Origin of the sequence: Haloarcula sebkhae (assembly GCF_014647415.1) — an archaeon.
GTDB classification, from domain to species: domain Archaea; phylum Halobacteriota; class Halobacteria; order Halobacteriales; family Haloarculaceae; genus Haloarcula; species Haloarcula sebkhae.
In genome coordinates, this window is the sequence record NZ_BMPD01000003.1 from 250,357 (window position 1) to 272,420 (window position 22,064).

23 protein-coding genes and 1 tRNA gene are annotated in these 22,064 nt (G+C 61.2%); 5 read left to right on the top strand and 19 right to left on the bottom strand.

The annotated features are described in order from the left end of the window. The first annotated feature begins 111 nt into the window (after window positions 1–111). Both IEY38_RS11015 and cofH read left to right on the top strand, forming a co-directional pair. Window positions 112–1,128 (top strand): sodium:calcium antiporter, encoded by a 1,017-nt coding sequence (locus IEY38_RS11015; protein ID WP_188977765.1) that lies wholly within the window; start codon window positions 112–114, stop codon window positions 1,126–1,128. A gap of 105 nt (window positions 1,129–1,233) precedes the next feature. Then, complete coding sequence (gene cofH, locus IEY38_RS11020; protein WP_188977767.1) at window positions 1,234–2,586, top strand: 7,8-didemethyl-8-hydroxy-5-deazariboflavin synthase subunit CofH; 1,353 nt, start codon at window positions 1,234–1,236, stop codon at window positions 2,584–2,586. Window positions 2,587–2,787: 201 nt separating this feature from the next. Here the strand turns inward: cofH and cofG are convergent, their stop codons facing one another. The 7 genes from cofG to IEY38_RS11055 form a co-directional block, all read right to left on the bottom strand. Next, complete coding sequence (gene cofG, locus IEY38_RS11025; protein ID WP_188977769.1) at window positions 2,788–3,894, bottom strand: 7,8-didemethyl-8-hydroxy-5-deazariboflavin synthase subunit CofG; 1,107 nt, start codon at window positions 3,892–3,894, stop codon at window positions 2,788–2,790. Between the two features lie 188 nt (window positions 3,895–4,082). Further along, entirely contained in the window at window positions 4,083–4,793 is a 711-nt protein-coding gene (gene sop1, locus IEY38_RS11030; RefSeq protein WP_188977771.1) for a sensory rhodopsin I, read from the bottom strand. Next, entirely contained in the window at window positions 4,793–6,379 is a 1,587-nt protein-coding gene (gene htr1, locus IEY38_RS11035) for a sensory rhodopsin I transducer Htr1 (RefSeq protein WP_188977773.1), read from the bottom strand. Before htr1 ends, sop1 begins: the two co-directional genes overlap by 1 nt. 83 nt (window positions 6,380–6,462) lie before the next feature. Further along, window positions 6,463–7,089 carry a 2-phospho-L-lactate guanylyltransferase gene (gene cofC / locus IEY38_RS11040; RefSeq protein ID WP_188977775.1) on the bottom strand — a complete coding sequence of 209 codons (627 nt, stop codon included), beginning with the start codon at window positions 7,087–7,089 and terminating at the stop codon, window positions 6,463–6,465. After that, window positions 7,089–7,865: a hypothetical protein gene (locus tag IEY38_RS11045; RefSeq protein ID WP_188977777.1), complete on the bottom strand. Its 777-nt coding sequence runs from the start codon at window positions 7,863–7,865 to the stop codon at window positions 7,089–7,091. Before IEY38_RS11045 ends, cofC begins: the two co-directional genes overlap by 1 nt. After that, window positions 7,843–9,024, bottom strand: coding sequence for a tubulin/FtsZ family protein (locus IEY38_RS11050; RefSeq protein WP_005536054.1), 1,182 nt, complete (start codon window positions 9,022–9,024; stop codon window positions 7,843–7,845). The genes IEY38_RS11045 and IEY38_RS11050 overlap by 23 nt, the downstream gene beginning before the upstream one ends. A gap of 137 nt (window positions 9,025–9,161) precedes the next feature. Continuing rightward, window positions 9,162–10,061 carry a complex I NDUFA9 subunit family protein gene (locus IEY38_RS11055; protein WP_188977779.1) on the bottom strand — a complete coding sequence of 300 codons (900 nt, stop codon included), beginning with the start codon at window positions 10,059–10,061 and terminating at the stop codon, window positions 9,162–9,164. Window positions 10,062–10,201: 140 nt separating this feature from the next. On the opposite strand from IEY38_RS11055, the gene tmk reads away from it, so the two are divergent. Then, window positions 10,202–10,789: a dTMP kinase gene (tmk, locus tag IEY38_RS11060; RefSeq protein ID WP_188977781.1), complete on the top strand. Its 588-nt coding sequence runs from the start codon at window positions 10,202–10,204 to the stop codon at window positions 10,787–10,789. Here the strand turns inward: tmk and IEY38_RS11065 are convergent. After that, window positions 10,786–11,106, bottom strand: coding sequence for a hypothetical protein (locus IEY38_RS11065; RefSeq protein ID WP_188977783.1), 321 nt, complete (start codon window positions 11,104–11,106; stop codon window positions 10,786–10,788). The genes tmk and IEY38_RS11065 overlap by 4 nt on opposite strands. 52 nt (window positions 11,107–11,158) lie before the next feature. Beyond that, window positions 11,159–11,389 carry an Lrp/AsnC family transcriptional regulator gene (locus IEY38_RS11070; RefSeq protein ID WP_170098490.1) on the bottom strand — a complete coding sequence of 77 codons (231 nt, stop codon included), beginning with the start codon at window positions 11,387–11,389 and terminating at the stop codon, window positions 11,159–11,161. A gap of 140 nt (window positions 11,390–11,529) precedes the next feature. On the opposite strand from IEY38_RS11070, the gene IEY38_RS11075 reads away from it, so the two are divergent. Next, a complete protein-coding gene (locus tag IEY38_RS11075; protein WP_188977785.1) occupies window positions 11,530–12,216 on the top strand; it encodes a potassium channel family protein in 687 nt (228 codons plus the stop codon). 2 nt (window positions 12,217–12,218) lie between these two features. Further along, a complete protein-coding gene (locus IEY38_RS11080) occupies window positions 12,219–12,449 on the top strand; it encodes an Lrp/AsnC family transcriptional regulator (protein ID WP_170098488.1) in 231 nt (76 codons plus the stop codon). Between the two features lie 41 nt (window positions 12,450–12,490). Here IEY38_RS11080 and IEY38_RS11085 read toward each other — a convergent pair whose 3' ends face one another. From IEY38_RS11085 to IEY38_RS11130, 10 genes are all read right to left on the bottom strand, one after another. Further along, window positions 12,491–13,003, bottom strand: a complete 513-nt coding sequence (locus IEY38_RS11085; protein ID WP_188977787.1) for a DUF5813 family protein — start codon at window positions 13,001–13,003, stop codon at window positions 12,491–12,493. Window positions 13,004–13,254: 251 nt separating this feature from the next. Beyond that, a tRNA-Leu gene (locus IEY38_RS11090) sits at window positions 13,255–13,339 on the bottom strand. Window positions 13,340–13,467: 128 nt separating this feature from the next. Next, a complete protein-coding gene (locus tag IEY38_RS11095) occupies window positions 13,468–13,992 on the bottom strand; it encodes a DUF7529 family protein (RefSeq protein WP_188977789.1) in 525 nt (174 codons plus the stop codon). A 37-nt stretch (window positions 13,993–14,029) separates the two neighbouring features. Then, the gene (locus IEY38_RS11100) at window positions 14,030–14,437 is read right to left on the bottom strand and encodes a DUF7555 family protein (RefSeq protein WP_188977791.1); all 408 of its coding nucleotides are present in this window, start codon (window positions 14,435–14,437) and stop codon (window positions 14,030–14,032) included. Continuing rightward, window positions 14,430–15,767: an ABC transporter ATP-binding protein gene (locus IEY38_RS11105; protein WP_188977792.1), complete on the bottom strand. Its 1,338-nt coding sequence runs from the start codon at window positions 15,765–15,767 to the stop codon at window positions 14,430–14,432. Before IEY38_RS11105 ends, IEY38_RS11100 begins: the two co-directional genes overlap by 8 nt. Next, window positions 15,760–16,971 (bottom strand): ABC transporter ATP-binding protein, encoded by a 1,212-nt coding sequence (locus IEY38_RS11110; RefSeq protein WP_188977794.1) that lies wholly within the window; start codon window positions 16,969–16,971, stop codon window positions 15,760–15,762. The genes IEY38_RS11105 and IEY38_RS11110 overlap by 8 nt, the downstream gene beginning before the upstream one ends. Continuing rightward, window positions 16,968–18,425: an ABC transporter permease gene (locus IEY38_RS11115; protein WP_188977796.1), complete on the bottom strand. Its 1,458-nt coding sequence runs from the start codon at window positions 18,423–18,425 to the stop codon at window positions 16,968–16,970. Before IEY38_RS11115 ends, IEY38_RS11110 begins: the two co-directional genes overlap by 4 nt. After that, a complete protein-coding gene (locus tag IEY38_RS11120; protein ID WP_188977798.1) occupies window positions 18,425–19,465 on the bottom strand; it encodes an ABC transporter permease in 1,041 nt (346 codons plus the stop codon). The genes IEY38_RS11115 and IEY38_RS11120 overlap by 1 nt, the downstream gene beginning before the upstream one ends. Window positions 19,466–19,577: 112 nt before the next feature. Further along, window positions 19,578–21,425: an ABC transporter substrate-binding protein gene (locus IEY38_RS11125; RefSeq protein WP_188978231.1), complete on the bottom strand. Its 1,848-nt coding sequence runs from the start codon at window positions 21,423–21,425 to the stop codon at window positions 19,578–19,580. 267 nt (window positions 21,426–21,692) lie between these two features. Then, a complete protein-coding gene (locus IEY38_RS11130) occupies window positions 21,693–22,034 on the bottom strand; it encodes a hypothetical protein (protein ID WP_005536032.1) in 342 nt (113 codons plus the stop codon). Between the last annotated feature and the right edge of the window lie 30 nt (window positions 22,035–22,064).

Consider the following 22,064-nt stretch of genomic DNA (forward strand, 5'->3'; position numbering starts at 1 on the left):
TAACTATTGTAAGATATTCGCGGTAGCGAAATTCTTTCCAGACTTACAGCCGGCAGTATCACTCGCGCTCGGAAGGCAACGTTTTCTGTCGGGCTGTCGACTGACCGTCTGATGGCTTCCAGTCTGTTGGTCGAGGCCGCGATCATCGTCGCCGCGACGGTCGCGATCTGGAAAGGAAGCGACTGGCTCGAAGCATCGAGTGAACGGCTCGCGACGTACTACGGTCTCCCGGAAGTCGTTCAGGGCGCGATTATCGTTGCCGTCGGATCGAGTTTTCCGGAGCTTGCGACCGTCGTCGTCGCGGCACTTGGCGGGTCGATGCCGCTTGGCGTCGGCGCAATCGTCGGTTCAGCGATATTCAACGTCCTCGTCATCCCCGCAGCCGCGGGCGTCGCGACCGATGACGAACTCGAATCGAGTCGGACGCTCGTCTACAAGGAGGCGCAGTTCTATATGCTTGCCGTCTCAGTCCTGCTCATCACGATGGCGCTTGCGGTCATCTACTACCCCGGTGAGGCGACGCTCACGGGCGTCATCACGCGGCCGCTGGCGGCGATTCCGCTCGCGCTCTACGGGCTGTACGTCTTCATCCAGTACCAGGACACAGCTGACCACGATCCGGGAGACGACTGGACCGCCGGCATCTCTGTCGGGCGGCAGTGGCTCTTCCTCCTGCTGGGCCTGGCTGTCATTCTCGTGGCTGTGGAAAACCTCGTCCACGCCGTCAGGGTCATCGGTCGGGCCGCCGGCGTTCAGGAGTTCCTGCTCGGCGTGACGATTCTGGCGGCAGCGACGAGCCTCCCCGACACGCTCGTCAGTGTCAGAGCAGCCCGCGACGACCGCGGGGTCACGTCGCTCGCGAACGTTCTTGGGTCGAACACGTTCGACTTGCTCGTCGCCATCCCGCTTGGCGTTCTCATTGCAGGCACGTGGACCGTCGACTTCGCGATGGCCGTGCCGATGTTCGGCGTCCTGACCGGGGCGACGATTCTCCTGTTTACTGTTCTCCGGACCGACCTCGTGTTGAGCGAACCCGAATCCTATGCGTTACTCGGCGCATACGCGGCTTTCGTCGCCTGGGTTATCATCGAGACTGCAGGCTGGGTCGGCGGCGTATTGCCGACTTGATGGGCAACTGCAGTCGCTTGTGTGCCGGAACACGGGGACCTGTCGACCTTGTGGACCATGTGCGTACCCATACGTTTTTGACCGTTCTTTCCCTCCTGTCCAGCAATGCCGGACGTCCCAGAGACCGTCGGTACTCCGGACGGTTCCACCGAGTTCGAGCACCGTCCGACGACTGACCAGTCGTTCGAGAACGCGCTCGCCAAGGCGAGAAACGGGACGCGACTGACAGTCGACGACGCCGTCGAACTCTTGACCACGGGCACCGATCGGGACGGCATCGACCACGACCGGAAAGAGCAGGTGCTCGAAGCGGCTGACCGACGCCGGGCGGAGGTCGTCGGCGACGAGGTCACCTTCGTCGCGAACCTCAACAACAACGTCACGACGGCCTGCAACACGGGCTGTCTGTTCTGTAATTTCAAGGACCGCTCTGAGCAGTTCCGGAGCGACTATCAGGAGGACCATGGCGGCTTCACCAAGACACCGAGTGAATCCCGAAAAATCGTACAGGACGCCCTCGACCGGGGCATCTACGAGGTCTGTTCGGTGTCGGGACTCCACCCCGCCCTCGCGCTGGACGACGAACACAGAGAGATACTGGAGACGAGCGATCGTGGGGACCTGAACTACCGCTCGCCCGACGAGTACGAGAAAGACCCAGCTACCTACTGCGAGCAACTCAGCGCGATGAACGTCGGCGATGTCCACCTCCACTCGATGACGCCAGAAGAGGCCTATCACGCCCGCCGCGGCACCGACTGGTCCTACGAGGAGGTGTTCGGCCGACTGCAAGACGCCGGCCTCGACAGCGTTCCGGGTACGGCTGCAGAGATCCTCGTCGACGAGGTCCGTGACGTCATCTGTCCGGGGAAGATCCGCACCGACGAGTGGCTCGAAGCCATGGAGGCGGCCGCATCGGTCGGCCTCGACATGACCTCGACGATGATGTACGGCCACGTCGAGAACGAGCGCCACCGCGCGCTGCACCTGCAGCGCATCCGCGACCTGCAGGACCGGACCGGGGCGATCACGGAGTTCGTCCCGCTATCATTCGTTCACGAGGAGACGCCGCTGTACGAGCGTGGCATGGTCGACGGTGGCGCGACCATCGATGAGGACGAACTGCTGATCGCCGTCTCACGGCTCTTCCTCGACAACGTCGACCACATCCAGGCCTCGTGGGTCAAATACGGCGACACGCAAGGGCTGAAGATGCTCACCTGCGGTGCGGATGACTTCATGGGGACTATTCTCTCCGAGGAGATCACCAAACGTGCCGGCGGCGACTACGGCGAGTTCCGTTCGTTTCAGGAGTACGCCGATATGATCACTGCCATCGGCCGCACGCCCGTCGAGCGATCGACGGACTACGAACAGCGCCGCGTCATCGATCCCGACGCCGACGTACTCGGCCCGCAACTCGGGCCACAGGCTGACGGAACGCCGTTGCTTGAGTAAAGTAGTGGACCACGGCTGGGCACTGGCCGTGGTCAACGTGGTAGAGTATTTCGCCTGGCACTGCTGTCAGAGGCACGCCCAGGCATGATACATATTGGTCCGCCAGCGTTTGTGTAGATATCGCCTAGGCGACTAGGTGATTGATGTCCGGTGTCTGTTCTGGCCGTGCTGACCGTTCCCCTGAGGGGCTGATCACCAGTTTCACAGCGTCACTGGATTCACACCCCGGTCCAGTATCGACCGGAACCGCTCGCCAGCCTCGTCGTCAGCCTCGATGGCCGCCTCGATGGGCTTCGAGAGCCAGCCGTCGTCGACGAACCGGTCGTAGACGGGCAGCCGTTCCGTCAGTGGTACCTCGGCGGCGTCGGCGACAGCCGTCAGTTCCTGCAGCGCGGGCCACTCGTACTCGGGGTTGATGTGGTCAACCGTGACCGGGGAGACGCCGCCCAGGTCGTCGATGCCGCAGTCGGTCAGGTCGCGGGCGGGCGCGAGGTTCGGGGGGACCTGTACGGACACCTCCTCGGGAAGCGCCGCGCGGGCCATCGCCGTCACCCGGCGCATCGTCGCCAGATCGGGAGAGCCGCCCTGCCAGCGCTCGTTCTCGACGACGGGCTGGACGATGACTTCCTGGATGTGACCGTAGCGTTCGTGCATCTCGCGGATGGCGAGCAAGCTCTCGGCGCGGTGGTGCCAGTCCTCGCCGATACCGACGAGGATACCGGTCGTGAACGGCACGCCCAGTTCGCCGGCCACCCGGAGGGTATTGAGTCGCTGACCGGGACTTTTGGCTCGCGGGCCGCCGTGGGCCTGTACGGTCGTGGTCGTCTCTAGCATCACGCCCATCGAGGCGTTCAGGTCGGCGACGTGGGCCATCTGCTCGCGTGTCTGATCGCCCGGATTCGCGTGCGGGAGCAATCCCTCTTCAAGGGCGATTTCGCAGGCTTCCCGGAGGTATTCGTGGATGGAGTCGTGGCCCCACTCGGCAAGCTGGTCGTGGATCGCTGTGTAGCGGTCGTCCGGATCGTCGCCGAAGGTGAACAGCGCCTCGGTACAGCCGGCGTCGGCCCCGCGACGGCAGGTCTCGCGGATCTCCTCGGGGTCCATCAGCTCCGCCTGCCCCGGCGGGTCGTAGTACGTGCAGTAGGTGCAGGTGTATCGGCAGGCGGTCGTCAGCGGCAGGAACACGTTCCGGCAATAGGACAGCGCCGACGCGGCCTCGACGTCTTCGGGCATCACCGACAGCAGTCGCTCGATGTCGGCGTCCGGGATCTCGATAGCGACGTCATACGCGTCCGTGCCGGGTATCACGTCCCGGGGTGTGCACCCCACGAACAAAAACCTTCAGTCGTGTGTGATGGCCTGTGCCAGTAGTTGTGGACGGTCGAAACTGGCCACACGACAACAGAACCAGTGTGTCGCTACACGCCGGTCGCCTGTGAACCGTTATCCGCTCCGAAGTACCGCGTGATCGACGATACTTCGGTGGTCGTTGCTGCTCAGTCCGCCGGCGTTACTGTGGCGTCGCCCGAATCCCGAAGCAGTTTTGTGGCGAACACCTGCCGTCGGGCGTAGAAGAAGTACACGTAGGGGACCTTCGCCAGCAGGTCGAGGAACGCGTAGGTGATGCTGACACCGACGTAGGTCGCGAATCCAAGTCCTTCGGGGCCGGCAAGCCAGACGAGCGGATACGCGATCCACAGCAGTCCGACGTGGTTCTTGAGGAGGCTAAACAGGCCGATACGCTGTGGGTCGTCCGGAACCGAGCGCGGGAAGACGAGGTACAGGTAGGCAAACAGCAAGACGTGGAACACTGCCGAGACGCCGAACAGTGCCCATTTCAGTGTCCCAGCAGCGACGACCGCTCCGACGCCTGCAAGTATCATCAGGGCGTCCGCCGCCATGACCCCGAAAATCGCGCGTCGCGACGCGCCGGCAGTATACCCGATAAACCCGACCAGCAGCGGCGTCGTCACCACCCAGTCGAGATATCGGAACCCAACGAGTGTCGTCTCGCCGATGGTTACGGTACCAATACCGAACGCCATGGCGACGTACGAGAGCCCCGCAACCCCGGGTATAAGCGCCAATGCCGCCAGAACCGACCGCTCGTCGGGCCCCTCAAGCGACGCATAGAGGAACCCGACGATGGCGACACCGACCGCAAAGCCCGCGGCGGTTATCCCGTACACGACTGAAACAGCGTCCATCAGTCGTCACCTCCAATTGACGGCGACCCTACGGCGCGCGTCTGGCTTGCCGCTGTGGTATCTGTGTTCACAGTAAACAGTCGAACTCGAGATTCGAGGTCGTCGACCGCGGTTTCGCGGAAGGAATCGAGCGAGTCGGAGATCGACTTGACAACGTCCCGCTGTCGACGGATCTGTGTCGACATTTCTTCGGCAGTCGTCGCTGTCTCCGCGCTTGCTTCAGTGACAACCTCTATAGAGTCGGCCGTCGCTTGAACGGTATCAGCCTGCTCCGAGGTAGTCTGTCGCATCTCCTCGATGGATGCCGAGATGTCGTCGACGGCTTCCGCGATTGTCGCAATTTCCGACAGGGCCGACTCGACAGTCTCAGCCCCGGTGTCGACTCGCGTTTCCGTCGCCCGTATCGAGGCGGTCACCTCTTCTGTCTGCTCAGACACCTCAGCGATGACCGTTGCTATCTCGTCAGCTCGTGACTGTGTCTCTTCAGCCAGTGACTTGACTTCGTCTGCAACGACGCTGAACCCGTTCCCGTCCGCACCGCTGCCCTGTCCACCAGCGCGAGCGGCCTCTATCGACGCGTTCAGCGCCAGCATATTCGTCTGCTCTGCAATCTCGGAGATGATGTCCGCAATGTCGGTGATTTCTGCCATTCGCTGCTGGAGGGTTTCGACCTGTGTGACAGCGTCAGCTGCATCAGCCTGTATCTGGTCCATCTCCGTCAGGGCAGTCTCAGAAGCCGTTCGAGCGTCGTTGCTGGCCTCCTCGACCTCACGGCTCCGGTCTGCGAGGTCGTCAATTGTCGCGGCGATTTCCTCTGCTGATGCGCTCACGTCTTGAATATCGACTGCAGCCGATTCGAGCTTCGTCTGCTGGTCGGTTGCTTGCGTCTGGATATCGGCGACGGTTTCGACAGCCGCGTCGACCTCCTGTTGCACCTGTTGACTCGTTTCGGTTATCTCGTCAGTTTCGGTCGTGATACGCTCCGAAACGGCGGTGACGGTCTCGATTATTTCCTGTAGCTCATCCATCATCCTATTGAAGGACTGGCCGACGGTTTCCATCGCCTCATACTCAGTGGCTACATCGACACGCTGCGTGAGATCGCCGTCTGCAGCATCTGCCATGACTGTCCCGTACTCTGTTGCAATCTCTTGGTAGGCTGTGGCGAGTTCCCTTGCTTCCTCCTCAGCGGCCTCTGCTTCGGCCTGTGCCTCGTTTGCGTCAATCTGTGCCTGTTCGAGGTCTGCTCTCGCAGCCTCCATCTCTGATAGTCGGTCGCGCAACGATACGCGCATCTGTTCGATGGAGTCAGCAAGGTCCCCGAACTCGTCGGTACGTGTCGAGTCGATTTCGGTATCGAGGTCCCCGTCTGCCACCCGCTGTGTCTGTGCTGATAACTCGGTGATGCTGGCAACCGTTTCGGCTGCGTTGATTGAGCCAAGTGTCAGTAAGCCGGCGATGCCGGCGACGACTGTCGATGCAACATCTTGTGTTACCACCCCAACAGTGATAAGCAGGGTAGCCGTTGCGATGTATCCGACACCGAGCTTGGCCCCATAGCTCTGCTTGACACTAGAAACAGTCACATATGGATAGTAGTCTGCAACTACCTAAATGTAAACTCGGAAGTATCAGTACTGATACTAGAGCAATTGGCTTCTAGATGAAACTACCGACATCGCTGCACGTCGACCCGCCCATCGGCGGCTGTCAGCTCGAACCCTGACTGTTCGAGCCAGTCCGCGGCCGCACCGTCGCTGTGTAGCAGCACCTCAGCGAGGTCGCCCGGTTCATCGATGTCGGTCGCGAGCCGCCGAGAGTCGACTTCGGCAACGCTGGCTCCCAGGTCCTGAGCGTTTTCGCGGTGGTCACGAATAGATGCGCCGTGGTAGTCGACCCTGAATTCGGGGTGTCGGCAGACGAAGGCGTTCGTCCCGCCACCTAGACCGGGGGCCAGCACGACGTCGGCGTCGGGGGCAAGCAGTCGCTCGATGCTTTTCGGCGTTACGAGCGGCAGATCTGCCATCACGACGGCAAGAGCTTCGTCGCCGTTAGTCACTGTCGACGCGAGCAGGTCGTTGACGAGCGGGTCGAGCCTACGGTCGTCGACAGTGACCGGCACGGCACAGTCGAGTGGTGCTGTCGAGATGACTTCAGGTTCGTGGCCCGCCGCTGTCACCGCGTCGACGACGTCTGCAAGCATCGCTTCGGCAAAATCACGGCGCTCGTCGGGAGAAAGAACGGATGCAAGTCGCGTTTTGGGGTCAGACCCCGAGACGGGGACGACGAGACGCATTACAGCTTGGAGTACTCGTCCTCACTCATCTGGGTGTACGCGTAGTAGCCGCCACCGACCAGCAACAGGAGGACGACGAGTCCGCCGCCGACCAGCAGGAGCGTTTGCTGAGTCTGGGCGCTCTGCTGGGCCTGCTGTGCCTGATTCTCGGCCTGTCCGGCGAGATCTTGGGCGTTCTGGAAGTTCCCGTTCTCGTATGAGGAGATGGCGCTACTGACTAGCTCCTCGGCGTTTTCGTTCCCACCGGCTTCGTCGATTGCGGCCTGCGCGTCGTCGATTGCCTGTCTCGCTGACTGGCTCTCTTCAGTGTAGTGGTGGACGGTATCGTTGCGGAACTCGTCCTCGTTGCTCCCACTGATACGACTGAGCGAGGCGACCTGATAGTCCTGTGCCGGGTCGTACGTGTAGTTCGAGATGGCCGGCGTCGTGCCGACGAGCTCGACGCGAACCTGGTCTCCGTTATTGTCGATCTCCAGATCCTGCTCGAAGGACTGGTCGCCATAGGTTTCTTGGCTCACCTGGCTACCCGCACGTAACACGGTAACCGTCCAACTAACCTCCTGGAGCTCGGTCGAACCAGCGAGCGTCCATTCGTTCGGCGCGTCGGTGAACGGGTCGTCGATAGTGTACGTCACCGACACCTCTTCGTCGACGGCCGTCTCGGTCGGGACTCCCTCGGCAGAGACAGAGAACGCACTCGCTGTGCCGGCGGTCGCGAGCAGCGCGACAACACAGAGGAGTGCGGCTGTCTTGTTAGAACAGCGGATCAAGTTCATCTTCGTCGTCTTCGACCAAGTCCTCTAAGTTATCTTCGCTTTGGTTACGGATATCGTCGATGTTGTCCTGGGCCTCGATGGCGACCTGCTGGAGTTCCTTGATGCGGGGAACGTTGTGGACGCCGGCCAGCAGGATGGACGCGGCCACTTTCGGGGCGTTGGTCGGATAGTCGCCACCGCGGACCTCCATCGAACCGGTCTGCTCCTCGAGCCACTTCCGGCCGCGCTCGATTCCCTTCCGGTTCAGGTGTTCCGGCGGCCCCGCCATCACGAGCAGGGCACGCTCTGCACCTTCAATCTCACAGGGAAGCGTCAGTCGGCCGAGTGCGGCTTTCCGGACAAGCGATGTGATACGGTTCGTCGTGTTCGCCGTGTCCATCCCGTCGTCTGACGAGTCGTCGCCCTTGAACCGCGAGAGCAGACCGCCGCCGCCGGAGGATACCTCGACATCCTCGGAGGCGTAGCCGACGGTGGACACGCCGCCACCGTCGAGCGTGTTGATGATCTCGGAGGAGTCGACGACGCTTTCGGCGACGTTGTCGCCGGCCTCGATTTCGCCAGCCCCGAACAGCACGCCGAAGCGCCGGACGATCTCCTCGTTGATGTGGTCGTAGCCGCCCTCGACGGATTCACCGGTCTGTCGCCAGGCGTCGTTGTCGAACACCATCAGGTTGTCCACCTCGCGCACGAACGTCTGGAACGAGCGAGCGGCGTTGAGGGTGTAGATGCCACCCTCGTCGCTGCCCGGCAGGACGCCCAGCCCGTACACCGGTTCGGTGTAGATGCGCTTGAGGTGTTTCGCGACGACCGGCGATCCGCCCGACCCCGTCCCGCCGCCGAGCCCGGCGACGATGAGGAAGGCGTCGACTTCGTGAACGGGGATGTTGTCGATCGCACCCTGCACCTCGTCGATGTCCTCTTCGGCGATCTCCGCGCCGAGTTCGTTGTCCGCACCCACGCCGTGGCCCTTGACGCGAGCCTGACCAATGAGTACTCGATTCTCTTCCGGAATGTGTTCTAGCCCAAGCAGGTCTGCTTTTGCTGTATTGACCGCAACAGCAGAGCGGACGATTCCCGAGCCGGTCTCCTTGTCGTACTCGAGGAACTTGTCCACAATTTTGCCACCGGCCTGCCCGAAGCCGATCATCGCCAGTTTCATTATATAGTTCTCCGCTTAAAGGGTCAAAGAGCGATAGCGAGTATAAGTGTTTTGCCCGGATCTCAGCCCTGAAAGCCAGGATTGAAAATCAATACTAGCTAACATAACTACATTTAGGGGGTGACTACTGCCGACACTTATCCGCGGAGGTATCCGCTGAGTGTCGTTAAAGAGCCACTACTGGCGCCGAACGCGTCGATTTCGTTCGTTGCCGGAGTGTTATCGAATTTGAGTGAGCGGTACTGGTCGGCACCCATCGGGAACCCGACGCTCCCCAGAACAGAGAGACCGACCTTCGCTAGCGGCATCGGGAGCGGGACGATGCTTACCGACGATCCCTCGGCATCGTACACCTGATTGGTCACGTCCCTGAGCGTCAGCACTTCCGGTCCACCGACCTCGTAGGTCTCGCCGACGTGCGCCGCGGATTCGATGCTATCGACGAGCATCGGCACGAGGTCACCGACCCAGATGGGCTGGAACTTCGTCTGTCTGCCGCCGCCGGGAAGCGGATACAGCGGGACGCCGGGCGCGAACATCCCCTTGAGACGCTTCGTGAACGAGACGAACTCCCCGCCCTCACCGAAGACGACCGATGGTCGGAAGATGGTCCAGTCCAGCGAAGACTCCGTAACGACCTGTTCGGCCTGGCCCTTCGACCGGATGTAATGCGTGTCGCCATTGGGGTCTGCACCCAGTGCGCTCAGCTGGACGAACCGTTCGACGCCGTGTTCCTCCGCGGCCTGCACGCTGTTTTCGGTCCCGCCGAGATGGATGCGTTCGTGCATCTTGTCCCCGCCATCCGGCTTGAACAGGGGCGACAGTGCGACCAGGAAATACACCGCGTCCTGATCTTCGAACGCCCCCTCGATGCTTCCGTAGTCTGTGACATCTCCGGCGACGGTTTCGACGCTGTCTGGTAGCGTCGCGTCCTCCGGTGATCGGGACAGCGCAGTGACGGTGTGTCCTCGCTCATCGAGTTCGCGGCACAGGTGTTGTCCGATGAAGCCAGTCCCGCCGACGACAAGTACATCCATAGGCTCCAGTACGGTCGGTAGAACCGTAAAGGTGGGCGTATTTCTTTGCCCGACCGGCCCGCAGTCCGGTCACTTGTGTCAGTCTACATATGAACCGACCAGGTCGGGGCGCTTACATCCCCCCACACAGATTGTGAGGTATGCTCGTCACGCTCGAAGGACTGGACGGGAGCGGCAAGACGACCGTGTGGGAACGGCTCCGGAGCGACGACACGGTCCCAGACGACGCCGTCTTCACGCGCGAACCGACCGACACCTGGTACGGGGACGCCGTCCAGCGCTCCATCGACGACGACGACGCGGACTCGCTGGCCGAACTGTTCCTCTACACGGCCGACCACGCCGCGCATCTCTCGAACACGGTCCGACCGGCACTCGGCGAGGATAGGCTCGTCGTCTCCGACCGCTACAGCGACTCGCGGTACGCCTATCAGGGTGCGACACTCGAAGCGGCCGGGACGTTCGACGACCCGCTGTCGTACGTCCGGGAAGTTCACGCCCCGTGGACCCGTCCGCCGGACCGGACCGTGTATCTCGATCTCGATCCCGAAACCGCCGCACGGCGAAGCGGCGCGACGAACAAGTTCGAAACTGCTGACTATCTTTCAACGGTTCGGGACAACTACGAGCGACTCATTGACACCGACCCGGAGCGGTTCGTACGAGTCGACGCGACCGCCGACCCGGACACCGTGTACGAACGCGTCCGAGCGGCGATTCTCGATTAGTCCATCGACGCCGGCAGTTCGACCTCGTCGGGGGCAGGCATCCAGAAGTAGTCGAACGTCATCCCGGTAGCGAGTGGAACAACGACAGTCACGAGCAGCACGGCTGTCGTGGACCCGAGGTCCGGGCCGAGACTGAACACACCACTCAACACCAGCAGGATGACGACCATGACGACCGGACAGAGGAGCAGCGAGTAAACGAAGCTTCCCCACCGCGTGTGCAAGCGGACGCGAAAAAAGCGCGTCATGAGCGCCGTCACAGCACTGTTGACCAGCACGATGACGAGCAGGCCGATAATACCGGCGACACTGACCATGTTCGCCGTAGGGCGGCAAGTCCCTTTGCGGTGTCGGAACAGCGCGGGGCGCTCACTCCAAACAGATGTACGTGCGCGTGTCGTCGACGCCGTTGAGATCCCGGACGTGGCCCGAGACCGACTGCATGATATCGTACACCTCCGTGCCCGTTGCTTCGGCGATAATGTCGTACTGTCCGGCGACGATATGTGCCTCGGTGATGCCTTCAGCGTCGCGAACTGCCGCAAGGAGTTCTTCGGATTTGCCGGCAGCCGTCTTGACCATAATGAACGCGCTGACCATATTGTGGTGTGTTGTGTCATGGCACGAAAAAGGTTCCGTCAGAGAAAAACAATGGCTTTGTTGTTTGATATCGTGGTTAAGGCGTCTGGTGGTTCCACCGGGTGGGTACTTTTATTCACCCCCGTCCCATAGGAGAGTGTATGCGATTCGTTATCGTGGGTGCAGGTCGTGTCGGACTGCGGACGGCTCGCGTCCTGCAAGAGAGTGGCCACGAAGTTGTCCTCATCGAGCGCGATGAGAACGCAGTTGAGCGCGCACGAACGGCTGGCTTCGAGGTGATCGCGGGCGACGGCGCTATCGAGGAGACGCTCGGCAACGCCGATCTCGAAGCTGCCGACGCGCTCGGCGCGCTCACCGGCGACCTGAACGACAACTTCGTCGCCTGTATGATCGCCAAGGAACACGGCTGTCGAACCGTTATGCGTATCGACGAGGACTACCGCGAGGAGATTTACCGACGCTACGCCTCCGACGTTGACGAGATTATCTACCCCGAACGGCTGGGCGCTATCGCCGCCAAGAACGCGTTGCTGGGCGGGAACATCCGCGCAGTCGCTGACATCGCACAGAACCTCCAGCTCGTGGAGTTCACGATCCAGCGGCAGTCGCCGATGGAAGGGTACACGCTGTCCGAACTGGAGCTTCCGTCGGACTCTCGGCTGATGGCTCACGGGAAAGGCGAGGCCCCGCTTGCCATCCCGAATCCGGACGAAACGCTGGAGGCCGGTGACCGAGTCGTGATACTGGCCGACTTCGAGACGCTCTCGGATGTCCGAAGCATTGTCGTTGGCGAATCAGAGCCCGCAACCGCGCTCGGAGGTGCCTGAATATGGTCGTTGCCTACGTGATGGTCAAAGCCCACACCGGTGACGCGGACCGTCTGAAAGACGACATCGAAGCCGTCGACGGCGTTGTCGAGGCCCACATCGTCGCCGGTGACGTCGACTTTATCGCAAAAGTAAACGTGGAGACGCCCGCCGAAGTCAAGGACGTCGCAGCGACACATATCCAGGAAATCCAGGGCGTCGAAACGACACAGACCTATATCGCGATGGATTGAGACGGAGCGCTCTCTCTGTTTCCGTGCCTGGAACCGTACAGCTACAGCGGCGTCCCGCCACGAGAGCCCTCGCTCCCGCCGGTACTCGCAGAGTTGAGTAAGTCAGCCACGACGCCGACGTAGTCGTAGCCGGGAATGACGCCCTCCACGTACGTCCCCTCGACGTACTCGACGAAGGTCTTGGCGACGTCCGCGGCCTGCCGTTCGCCACCCATCGTGTACTCGAAGGTGACCACGACCTGCTCGCCGTCTTCGACGACGCTGTAATCGTCCAGTTCGACGGCAGTTCGGGTCGCTTTCGGCGCGTCTTCCAGCCGCCGCTCCAGCGTCTCAAGCCAGCCATCGATGACGGCGTCACCGACCTCGTCGCTTGTCGCGGCCTGTAGCGACGGTGCTCTGACCGTCACCTCGTAGTTTGTCCGCCACTCCTCGCCCTCGGTCGCAGTCACGCGGCCGTCGAAGTTCGTCGTCTCGACAGCATAGCTATCTCCGGCTGGGACGAGCGCATCGTGTCGGCCGAACGCTTCGGCAACGTCGTCTGGCACATCAGTCATTACGCCAGCATAGGCCACAGACGTGCAAAAACGCGTCGTGTCCGGACACTCTCTGTCGTGTCGCTACCGCACCCGAATCTGTCACCTACACAAGCTATGCCATATCTGAGACACGCCGGACCACCGTGCGTGTCTCCAGTGAGCGATCAGCGTTGCATCTTGTGACCGTTTGCGGCGAACTGCTTCTGAGTTCTGCTGGACGGTGGGTCGCACCACGCTTGCACTGCTCTTCGTGTCCACTTGTCGCAGAATGCGAGGGATGGGATTCGAACCCACGGACCCCTACGGGAGCGGGTCTTAAGCCCACCGCCTTTGGCCAAGCTCGGCTACCCTCGCGCAGATTGAACTCTGCGGGGGCTAGTGAATGGTCCTTTCGGTCTTGGACTGCGAGGTGGGCACTCCTGCTTCATCACAGCCACGTCGGCAGCGAACGATTCAGCTGTCACTACCTCCGATGCCGATCCCTATTCCTCAACTGGGAGTCTATCGATCGGAAGGAACTTCGTTCGGTCCGCGTGGTCGAACGTTGCGACCGGTGTCCCGTCCAGTTTCCTGAGCAACGTCTGGAACGTCGCACCGTCGTTCGCAGCGGTAACTGCGTTTCCGGCGTCTCGGAGTTCGTACGCGCCAGCGATGAACAGCGACGCGGCGTCCGGGTCGAAGTACTCGACGGCCAGAAACACCTGTTCTCCGACTGTCCGCCGGTACACGTCGTACGCTTCGAGGGGATTCGATTCGACCAGCCGCGTCACGTCCTCGGACTTGTTGCCCGGAATGACGAACACGAGTTCGAGTCCGTCACCGCCGTCGACTGTCTGCAGGCCCGCATCCCCGGCTGGGACGACGACGGCCTCACGGCCGTTAGAACGCCGCTGGTCAGCCAGTGCCTGTGTCTCTTCTAACGTCTGTTTCCACGATGCCTTGCGGTCGTCCGAACCGGCGGCAAGCCGTTCGATGTCGTCCGTCCCCTCGCCACCTGTCTTTACCATACCCTGTCGTTACGCCCGCGGGAGGTAAATGGTGGTGTCACTGGACGCCGAAGACGACCTCCATGCTCAGGGAGAGCCCGAGGACGAACAGACTCGCAACGAAGAGCTTCACCGGCGGCGAGAGTCGATCTTCGGGCGGGGCGAGCGTATCGAGCGGCGGGGCGACACGGGCCAGCGCTGACTCGAACGGCGTCCGCTCGCGTGCTGACACGCCGAACGACACGTCGGACCCGTCTGGCTCGTCGGAATCGATAGAGGGCGCACGCCACAGCGTGACCGAGGCGTAGCCGAACAGCGCGAACCCGATAAAAAACAGGACGAACTTCACTGTCACCCAGCCACCGCCACGGAGCGGCGAGAGCACGCCGCCCATAAGCGTAGCTGTGAGCGTTACACCGAGGGCGTACCACAGCAGATCGAGTACCTTTCCCGCCAGGTTATCCATCGTGCGTGTCGTAGCCACGTTGGCGGAGTTCGTCGCCAGGGGAGACGTGCTCCTGTGCATGCCGGTGACAGAAGCTCATCTGCCTGTCGTCGACATCGTAGTACTGCGGCGTTTCGGTGTCACACTGACTGCCGAACACTTCTCTGAGGTAGGCACGAGCGGCGTCGGGGTCGCCATCACTGAGATACGTCGCCGCCTGCTCGACGTGCTCCTGTACGTCTGGCGGAAGGGTCACGTCGTCGAACTCCTCTTCGACGATCTCCTCGCTGTCGGCCAGCGCGGTGTCGAACCCGAGCCGCTCCTTGAGCCGCTCACCGACCGACTGCTCCGCGCGGGACCGCTCGCGAATGACGTCACGGAACTCTCGGATCCGGTCCCACACCGCATCGCTAGCGTCTATGTCCTCTGGCCGAATCCGGACGGGACACCGCGTTGCGAAGGGACATCCTTCCGGCGGGTCCCGCGGACTCGGTGGTGATCCTGGCAGGGTAATCCGGTCCACCTGAACCGTGGGGTCTGGTTCCGGAATCGCCGACAGCAATGCGCGCGTGTAGGGGTTCTCCGGGCTTTGGAACAGCTGTTCCGTCGGCCCGACCTCCATGAGGTTCCCGAGATACATCACCCCGACGCGGTCACAGATGTGCCGAACCACGCTCAGGTCGTGCGCGATGAAGAGATACGTGAGGCCGAACTCCTCTTGCAGTTCCTCTAGCAGATTGAGTATCTGGGCCTGAACGGACACGTCGAGTGCCGAAACGGGCTCGTCGAGGACGACGAACTCCGGTTCGAGTGCGAGTGCGCGAGCAATGCCGATTCGCTGTCGCTGTCCGCCGGAGAACTGGTGGGGATACCGGTAGTAGTGCTCCGGCATGAGCCCGACCTGGTCGAGCAGTGTCCGCACCTTCTCCCGGCGCTCGCGGGCCGTGCCCTGTTCGTGAACGTCCAGCGGTTCGCGGATGATCTCGCCGACAGTCATCCGGTCGTTGAGGCTCGACTCGGGGTCCTGAAACACCATCTGAGCGTTGCGGCGCCACTCCTTGAGGTCGCCGCCGCTGAGTTCGGTTATATCCGTTCCATCGAAGGAGACCGCCCCGGACGTGGCCGTCTCCAGTTGGATGAGCGTCCGACCGAGAGTCGTCTTGCCACAGCCGGATTCACCGACCAGTCCGAACGTCTCGCCGCGTGCAATCTCGAAGTTCACGCCGTCGACGGCTTTTACGGGATCGCTTCCAAGCAGCCCGCCGTCTTCGTAGTACGTCTTCAGATCCTGCACATCGACCAACGTCTCGCCGGTCTGGTGGGACACAGTATCGACGACTGATTCACTCATCTGAGCCACCCCCCTCACTGTGTCCGCCGGTGTCACCGGCACTGTGGCCGTGGCCGCCATCGGCCCGTGCGTCGCTGTCTTCGGGACCAGTATCCTCACTAGCTTTTCGGCGCTCAGCCGGCCAGTCATCCGCCGACAGTGCTTCGTCTGCTTCGACGCCTGTCTGGTCCGCGTTCTCTTCGTGCTGTGTCACAGTGTCGTCGGTAGGCATATCTTCGGGATACAGGAGACACGCGGCAGTGTGGTCCGCTGATTCGCCGACCTCGACATGCGCGGGATGGACCCGCTCACACTCGTCGAAGCCCTTTGGGCACCGACTGACGAACCGGCAGTACGACGCCGATTCGTGCGGCGTCGGTACGTCCCCTTCGATAGTGGGTAGCCGATCCGTACTGGGGTTCCGGCCAGGAATGCTCTGCAGGAGTCCCTGCGTGTATGGATGGTGTGGGTTCGCGAACAGTTCCTCTACGGGTGCTTGCTCGACGACTTCGCCGGCGTACATCACGGCGACGCGGTCGGCGACCTCCGCGATGACGCCCATGTCGTGTGTAATGAACATGATACCGATGTCACGCTCCGTCTGGATTTCCTGTAACAGGTCCAATATCTGGGCCTGAATGGTGACATCGAGTGCTGTCGTCGGCTCGTCACAGATGAGCAGATCTGGGTCACAGGCCAGTGCCATCGCGATGACGGCTCGCTGACGCATCCCGCCGGAGAACTCGTGTGGGTACTCATCGACACGCCGCGCCGCATCGGGGATGCCGACTGCACGCAGCAGTTCGATGGCTTCCGACTTGGCCTCGGCGCCTTCCATATCACGGTGGAGCTCAAGCGCCTCGATGATCTGGTTCCCGACAGTGTACACCGGGTTGAGCGAGCTCAGCGGGTCCTGAAACACCATCGCGATGTCGCCGCCACGAACTGACCGGTATTGCTTCTCCGAAAGCGTCGTCAGCTCTCGCCCGTCCAACCGTATGGACGACTCTTCGCGGATTTCGCCCGGACTGTCGACCAGTCCCATTATCGAGCGCGCGGTGACGCTCTTACCCGAACCGGATTCGCCGACGATACCGAGCGTCTCGCCGCGTTCGATATCGAATGAAACGCCGTCGACAGCGCGGATCTCCTCTTTATCACTGTGGAACACGGTCCGGAGGTTGTCAACGGCCAGCAGCGGCTCGCCGTCTTCGGTGTGGCTCATCCGCCACCACCTCCGGCGGCCGCGCCAGCTGCACCGCCTTCAGCACCCTCGCTCTGTGGGTCGATAGCGTCACGGATTCCGTCGCTCAACGCGTTGAATCCGGTGACAACCAGCGTAATCAGGAGCCCCGGAATGAGCGAGATGTGCCAGGACTGACTGGCGACGTACTGCTGCCCGATGTTGATCGCCCGCCCCCATTCAGGAGTCGGGGCGTTAATCCCGAGTCCGATGAACGAGAGGGCAGAGACGGAAATAATGACGCCACCGAGCGTCAGGGAGGCGTAAACCAGGAGATAGCCGAGGATATACGGAGCCATATGTTTCCGCATAATCACAGTGGGTCGCTGGCCGTAACTCTTTGCCGCGTCGACCCACTCCTGTTCGCCGACCTGTAACGCAGGGCCACGTATCGCTCGCCATAGCCCCGGCCAGCGTATCAACGCAAACAGGAGGATGAACAGCATTGCCCCGTTGTATAACTCTGATATCCAGTGGTTCTGGAACACCACCGTCGCAAGAATCACCAACAGCAATGCTGGCATTGCTTGCACGGAGTCACTGGTCAGTACCACGATGAGATCAGCCGCCCCTTTGTAGTAGGCGGTAACTAAGGCCAGTGTTGTTGCGATAAATCCTGCAATCGCCATCGACCCGAGGCCGATGAACAGCGACAACCGTGCGCCAAAGGCGAGGAAGGTAAACAGGTCCTTGCCGCTGACGAGCGTTCCGACAGGGTGGAACCGCCCAAAGTCGTCATAACTCCAGACGCCGACATTGCTGTCCCCACTACCACGGGAGGCGGAACCGAGGTTCGCCTCGCCGATAGTAACCGTTTCGACCGTCTCCGTGTCCTCGTTGTAGTACTGCATATCGTAGGAGTACGGTCCTTCAATATTCTCTTCGGCCGTCGTTGGGCCGATAACCGGTGCGAACGCGGCCATCGTAACGAAGAAGACGACGACAGCGAGTCCGAACAGACCCCAGTAGTGGCTTCGGAGTCGGTCGATGACGTCGTCAGTTGGCGTCCAGTCAGCAGCACGATAGTGCCGGCGGAAGAGCACGTAGCCGTACCACAGCCAGCCCAGCAGGACTGCAACGTATGCATACACCAGCAGGAAACGGATGAGCCATGCGTACTTCGGCTCGAGGCCGAGGAACGTGCCCTGCCAGGCGCTCCCGTCGTAGTACCCCCGGTTGGGTATCAGTTCTCGGCTCAGCAGATGTGGCAGTTCGCCGAAGTAGGCTGAGGCACTGGCGAACGCCTCGGCGCCGGGTGCTCCCGGGAGCAACCCGAGCCCAGCGCCTATCGCGCCAAGCAACCCATCGAGGTACGTTGGTCCTTCAAGCAGTAACAGGACACAGAGGATGGCACCCCACAGCAGCGCCGGCCCGGGGTGTGCCTTGAGCCGGTCCCGCAACGGCTGATCGATGTCTTCGGTGGGTTCTGTCTCCATCATGCGTCGTACCCCACGCGTGGATCGATGATTGTGTACGCGAAGTCCTGTACGATATTCAGCCCGACGATGAGGAGGATGAACAGATACATCAGTGTTCCAACAAGCGGCAGGTCACCCTGCTTTGCCGCCTTGACGAACAGCAGGCCGATGCCATTGATTGAGAAGACAGTCTCGACGAGCACTGACCCGCCGATCAGGATGAACGCTTCGGCAGTGATTACCGGTACAAGCGGAATCAGCGCGTTCCGGAAGATGTGCTTCCAGACCAGCACTCGCGGTGAGACGCCTTTGGCCTTGGCCGTTTCGACGTACTTCGAGTTGATCGTTTCGAGAACGGCAGTTCGGCCGATACGCATCTCCGTACCCATCGACGCGGACCCGAGCACCAGTGCGGGCGGCAGTATCTGCTTTGTCGCTTTCGCGAGGTTGGTCCATGCCTGTCCCGGGTCCGTTATCAGCCTCGCGGGATTCCTCAGCACGGCGAGGTTTGGCGAGGTGACGACGTTCGTCTCCACGATGAAGCTGGTCCAGCTGAACCCAAACAGCTGTTCCGACTGCGAGAGTACCGTCACCAGAATGACCGCGAGCCAGAAGTTCGGCATCGCTCGCCAGACAATCCCACCGAAGGAGGCGAAGTAGTCCGAGAACGTATTGGGATTCAGGCCGGCGTAGAAGCCGAGCGGAATGCCGATTCCGAGGGCGATCAGGACTGCCCAGAATCCGAGCCAGATCGTCCGCGGTGCGTAGCTGATGATGAGGTCGACGGCCGGCGTCCCGGAGTTGATCACCCACGACTGGCCCAGATCGAACAGGAACAGGTTTCCCATAAAGTCGAAGTACTGTTCCCAGAGCGGCTCATTCAGCCCCAACCGTTGCTCGATCTGTTGAATCGCGCGAGCGTCACCTTTCGGACCGAGGATCGCCGCTGCAGGACTGAGCGGTCCCAGCCGGATAATTGCGAACGTTACTGTCGTTCCGAATATAATAACGGGGATTGACAGTACCAAGCGCTTGAGCATATACGTAGCGCGGCTCATGGCTTAGCTTGTCTCCGTTGTACGGGTACTTGTGAGTTCATAATCTCTGAGGGCTGCGAAGTTGTTCCCGCCACCAACCGTGACGGGGACGATTACGTCAGCAGGGACGCGATTACTCTCTGTCTCCGAGCGACACAGTGTTCATCTTCTGTCGGCTCGGTCCCATCCCGGCTGGCGGCGTAAAGTCAACGTGGTCGTACCAGAACAGCTCCCTCAGCTCGTGATACACCGGCAGCATTGCGACGTCTTCCCAGTTGGCGTTCTCAAGCTGGATGTACGCGTCGTTCCGGGCGGCCTGGTCTTCCTCTGTCGGTGCTGGGTTGTCGCCGATTGACTGATACGCCTCCTCAGCCCGCTGTGCAGCGTCGCCGTTCTCCGGCTGCCAGTTGACGTACGAAATCGGGAAATCGAGGCTTGTATCGGTCTGTGGCGGGTTCAGCAGCTGGAGGAAGTTGTCCGGGGCGGGCCAGTCGGCGACCCAACCAAGCGAGTACATCTCTAGCTCGCCGTTGCGACCACGTTCGAGGAGCGTGTTGAACGGTGCCTGATTGACTTCGAGGTCGATGAAGACACTCTCAAGCTGGTCCCGAAGGATGCTTGCGGTTTCGCTCCAGGTACCGGACTCGTAGATTGTCAGCTCCATGGCAAAACGCTCGTTTTCGCCGTAGCCAGCCTCTTCCATCACCGAGCGGGCCTCTCCGAGCTGGCTGTCGTCGTAGCCGTACGGGTACTCGTTTTCGGCGCGGTCGTTGTAGTTCTGGGGGCCGCCGGGGAAGATGGATTTCGGCGTGAAGTTGTACGCGGGTTCGCCGCGCTGTTTGAACACCTGCTCGACAACGGTGTGCTGGTTCATCGCGTACGCGACCGCCTGACGGACCGGCTTGGGCACGCTGGCCATATCAAAGCCGAGATAGAACACACCGATGGTCGACACACCGGAGTAATTGGCCGTGGCGCCGTTGCGCAACTCGCCGTAGGTCCCGTTCTGACGACCCTGGTCGTCTTCCTCCTCGACAGATACCTTCCCGGGGTCGTACTGCGCTGTGGGGAGCTCGAAGATGTCGGCATTGCGGTTCATCGCGTAGTTGTAATTGGCCGAATCGCTCTCGATGACCGCAAAGTGGACGCCATCGACGCTCGGGCTCTCGCCGTAATAGTCGTCGTACGCGCTGACCCTGGCCTCAGTGCCAGAGTCCCACGTATCGAACTCGAATGGCCCGTTCCCGACTGGGCTCGAACTGGAGAACTCGGCCTGTGTCACCTCACCCTCGTACCCTTCGATGTCGCCGACCATGCCCTCAGGAACTGGGGCGAAAGAAGTGTACGCAAGCATTTCCAGCGTGGACGCAAACGGCGATTCCAGCTGGATTTCGAGCGTCGTTTCGTCGACAGCTTCGACGCCAAGCGTCCCTGGCTTGTACACTTCCTGTTCCTCGCCGTCGACCGTCTCGGTCGTCGTTTCGTGTGTCACGCCCAGTGAGTCTAGAACGAAATAGGCACGACTGGAGTTGTCAGATGCAGTCAGCCGCTCGAATGAGTAGACGAAGTCACTGGCGGTTACGGTGTCCCCGTTGTGGAAGGTCGCATCTTTCAACTGGAACGTGTAGGTTGTGAAGTCATCAGATACCTCATAGTCCGCAGCCATAAGCCCCTCTACAGCGGGCTGCGCGTCGGGATAGTTCATCAGCGGGTCGAACATCTGCTGGATAACGATTCCTGACTGGGTGTCGGTCGACTCAATCGGATCCATCGTCGTCATCGTGCCCGTGTTGACCCGCCAGAGGTCACCGTCCTCTTTTAGGTCGGTCCCGACATCGCCTCCGCTGGAGTCCGTCGAGTCCATACCGCCGCCAGTTCCTTCCTCTGCTCCCTCAGTCTCGTCGCTATCACTGGAACATCCCGCCAGCGCTGCGGCCGCCGCAGCACTGCCCGTTGCTTTCAGAAACGATCGCCGTTCCATGCTACTTGAACGTGGCATATTGATACCCAAATTGCCCCCTACAAATAGAAGTTATGTCATACAGTAGCTTGAAATATTAAACTGCTCGCATGAAGAAATTCAGTTTATTATCTATAGTAATCTTACATGATATATACTGTAGCGATTGTTCCCTGCATACAGATATTCCACCCCATAGAACCGGATTATCGGTGTCATTGACCGCACGCACCGGTATCTACGTGGACTGACAGATGGCAGTAACCGCTGTCGCGATCAGCAACTGCGCTACCAGTCGACGGAGAGTGACCCGTCGCCGTTCGGGTCTGGGGCGATTTCTTCGTTCGTTCGCCGGTCGACGACGTGGATGATGCCACGGTCTTTCTTCGCCGGGCAGGCCTCCGCGGCCGCGACATTGTGATCGAGTTCCTCCTCGTCGATGAAGTAGGTCTCGGGCTTGGCGATGCCGGTGTCCAGGTCGAGCGTCCAGTTGCGCGACTTCTCGGCGCACTTGCCCGCGCCGAAGCACTTGTTGGCCTCGAAGATGATCTTGTACGGTTTCTCCTCGATTGGGGGGCCGTCCTGTTCGCCGATTTCGCTCGGGTCGACGTGGTCGTCCGCGTCTGCCATTACACTCTGTTCGAGGCGGACCGCCTTTCG

Bases quoted from the DNA above. Each gene is read 5' to 3' on its own strand.
- IEY38_RS11015 (WP_188977765.1), top strand. From the start codon at position 112: ATGGCTTCCAGTCTGTTGGTCGAGGCCGCGATCATCGTCGCCGCGACG.
- cofH (WP_188977767.1), top strand. From the start codon at position 1,234: ATGCCGGACGTCCCAGAGACCGTCGGTACTCCGGACGGTTCCACCGAG.
- sop1 (WP_188977771.1), bottom strand. From the start codon at position 4,793: ATGGACGCTGTTTCAGTCGTGTACGGGATAACCGCCGCGGGCTTTGCG.
- cofC (WP_188977775.1), bottom strand. From the start codon at position 7,089: ATGCGTCTCGTCGTCCCCGTCTCGGGGTCTGACCCCAAAACGCGACTT.
- IEY38_RS11045 (WP_188977777.1), bottom strand. From the start codon at position 7,865: ATGAACTTGATCCGCTGTTCTAACAAGACAGCCGCACTCCTCTGTGTT.
- IEY38_RS11050 (WP_005536054.1), bottom strand. From the start codon at position 9,024: ATGAAACTGGCGATGATCGGCTTCGGGCAGGCCGGTGGCAAAATTGTG.
- IEY38_RS11055 (WP_188977779.1), bottom strand. From the start codon at position 10,061: ATGGATGTACTTGTCGTCGGCGGGACTGGCTTCATCGGACAACACCTG.
- tmk (WP_188977781.1), top strand. From the start codon at position 10,202: ATGCTCGTCACGCTCGAAGGACTGGACGGGAGCGGCAAGACGACCGTG.
- IEY38_RS11065 (WP_188977783.1), bottom strand. From the start codon at position 11,106: ATGGTCAGTGTCGCCGGTATTATCGGCCTGCTCGTCATCGTGCTGGTC.
- IEY38_RS11070 (WP_170098490.1), bottom strand. From the start codon at position 11,389: ATGGTCAGCGCGTTCATTATGGTCAAGACGGCTGCCGGCAAATCCGAA.
- IEY38_RS11075 (WP_188977785.1), top strand. From the start codon at position 11,530: ATGCGATTCGTTATCGTGGGTGCAGGTCGTGTCGGACTGCGGACGGCT.
- IEY38_RS11080 (WP_170098488.1), top strand. From the start codon at position 12,219: ATGGTCGTTGCCTACGTGATGGTCAAAGCCCACACCGGTGACGCGGAC.
- IEY38_RS11085 (WP_188977787.1), bottom strand. From the start codon at position 13,003: ATGACTGATGTGCCAGACGACGTTGCCGAAGCGTTCGGCCGACACGAT.
- IEY38_RS11095 (WP_188977789.1), bottom strand. From the start codon at position 13,992: ATGGTAAAGACAGGTGGCGAGGGGACGGACGACATCGAACGGCTTGCC.
- IEY38_RS11100 (WP_188977791.1), bottom strand. From the start codon at position 14,437: ATGGATAACCTGGCGGGAAAGGTACTCGATCTGCTGTGGTACGCCCTC.
- IEY38_RS11105 (WP_188977792.1), bottom strand. From the start codon at position 15,767: ATGAGTGAATCAGTCGTCGATACTGTGTCCCACCAGACCGGCGAGACG.
- IEY38_RS11110 (WP_188977794.1), bottom strand. From the start codon at position 16,971: ATGAGCCACACCGAAGACGGCGAGCCGCTGCTGGCCGTTGACAACCTC.
- IEY38_RS11115 (WP_188977796.1), bottom strand. From the start codon at position 18,425: ATGGAGACAGAACCCACCGAAGACATCGATCAGCCGTTGCGGGACCGG.
- IEY38_RS11120 (WP_188977798.1), bottom strand. From the start codon at position 19,465: ATGAGCCGCGCTACGTATATGCTCAAGCGCTTGGTACTGTCAATCCCC.
- IEY38_RS11125 (WP_188978231.1), bottom strand. From the start codon at position 21,425: ATGGAACGGCGATCGTTTCTGAAAGCAACGGGCAGTGCTGCGGCGGCC.
- IEY38_RS11130 (WP_005536032.1), bottom strand. From the start codon at position 22,034: ATGGCAGACGCGGACGACCACGTCGACCCGAGCGAAATCGGCGAACAG.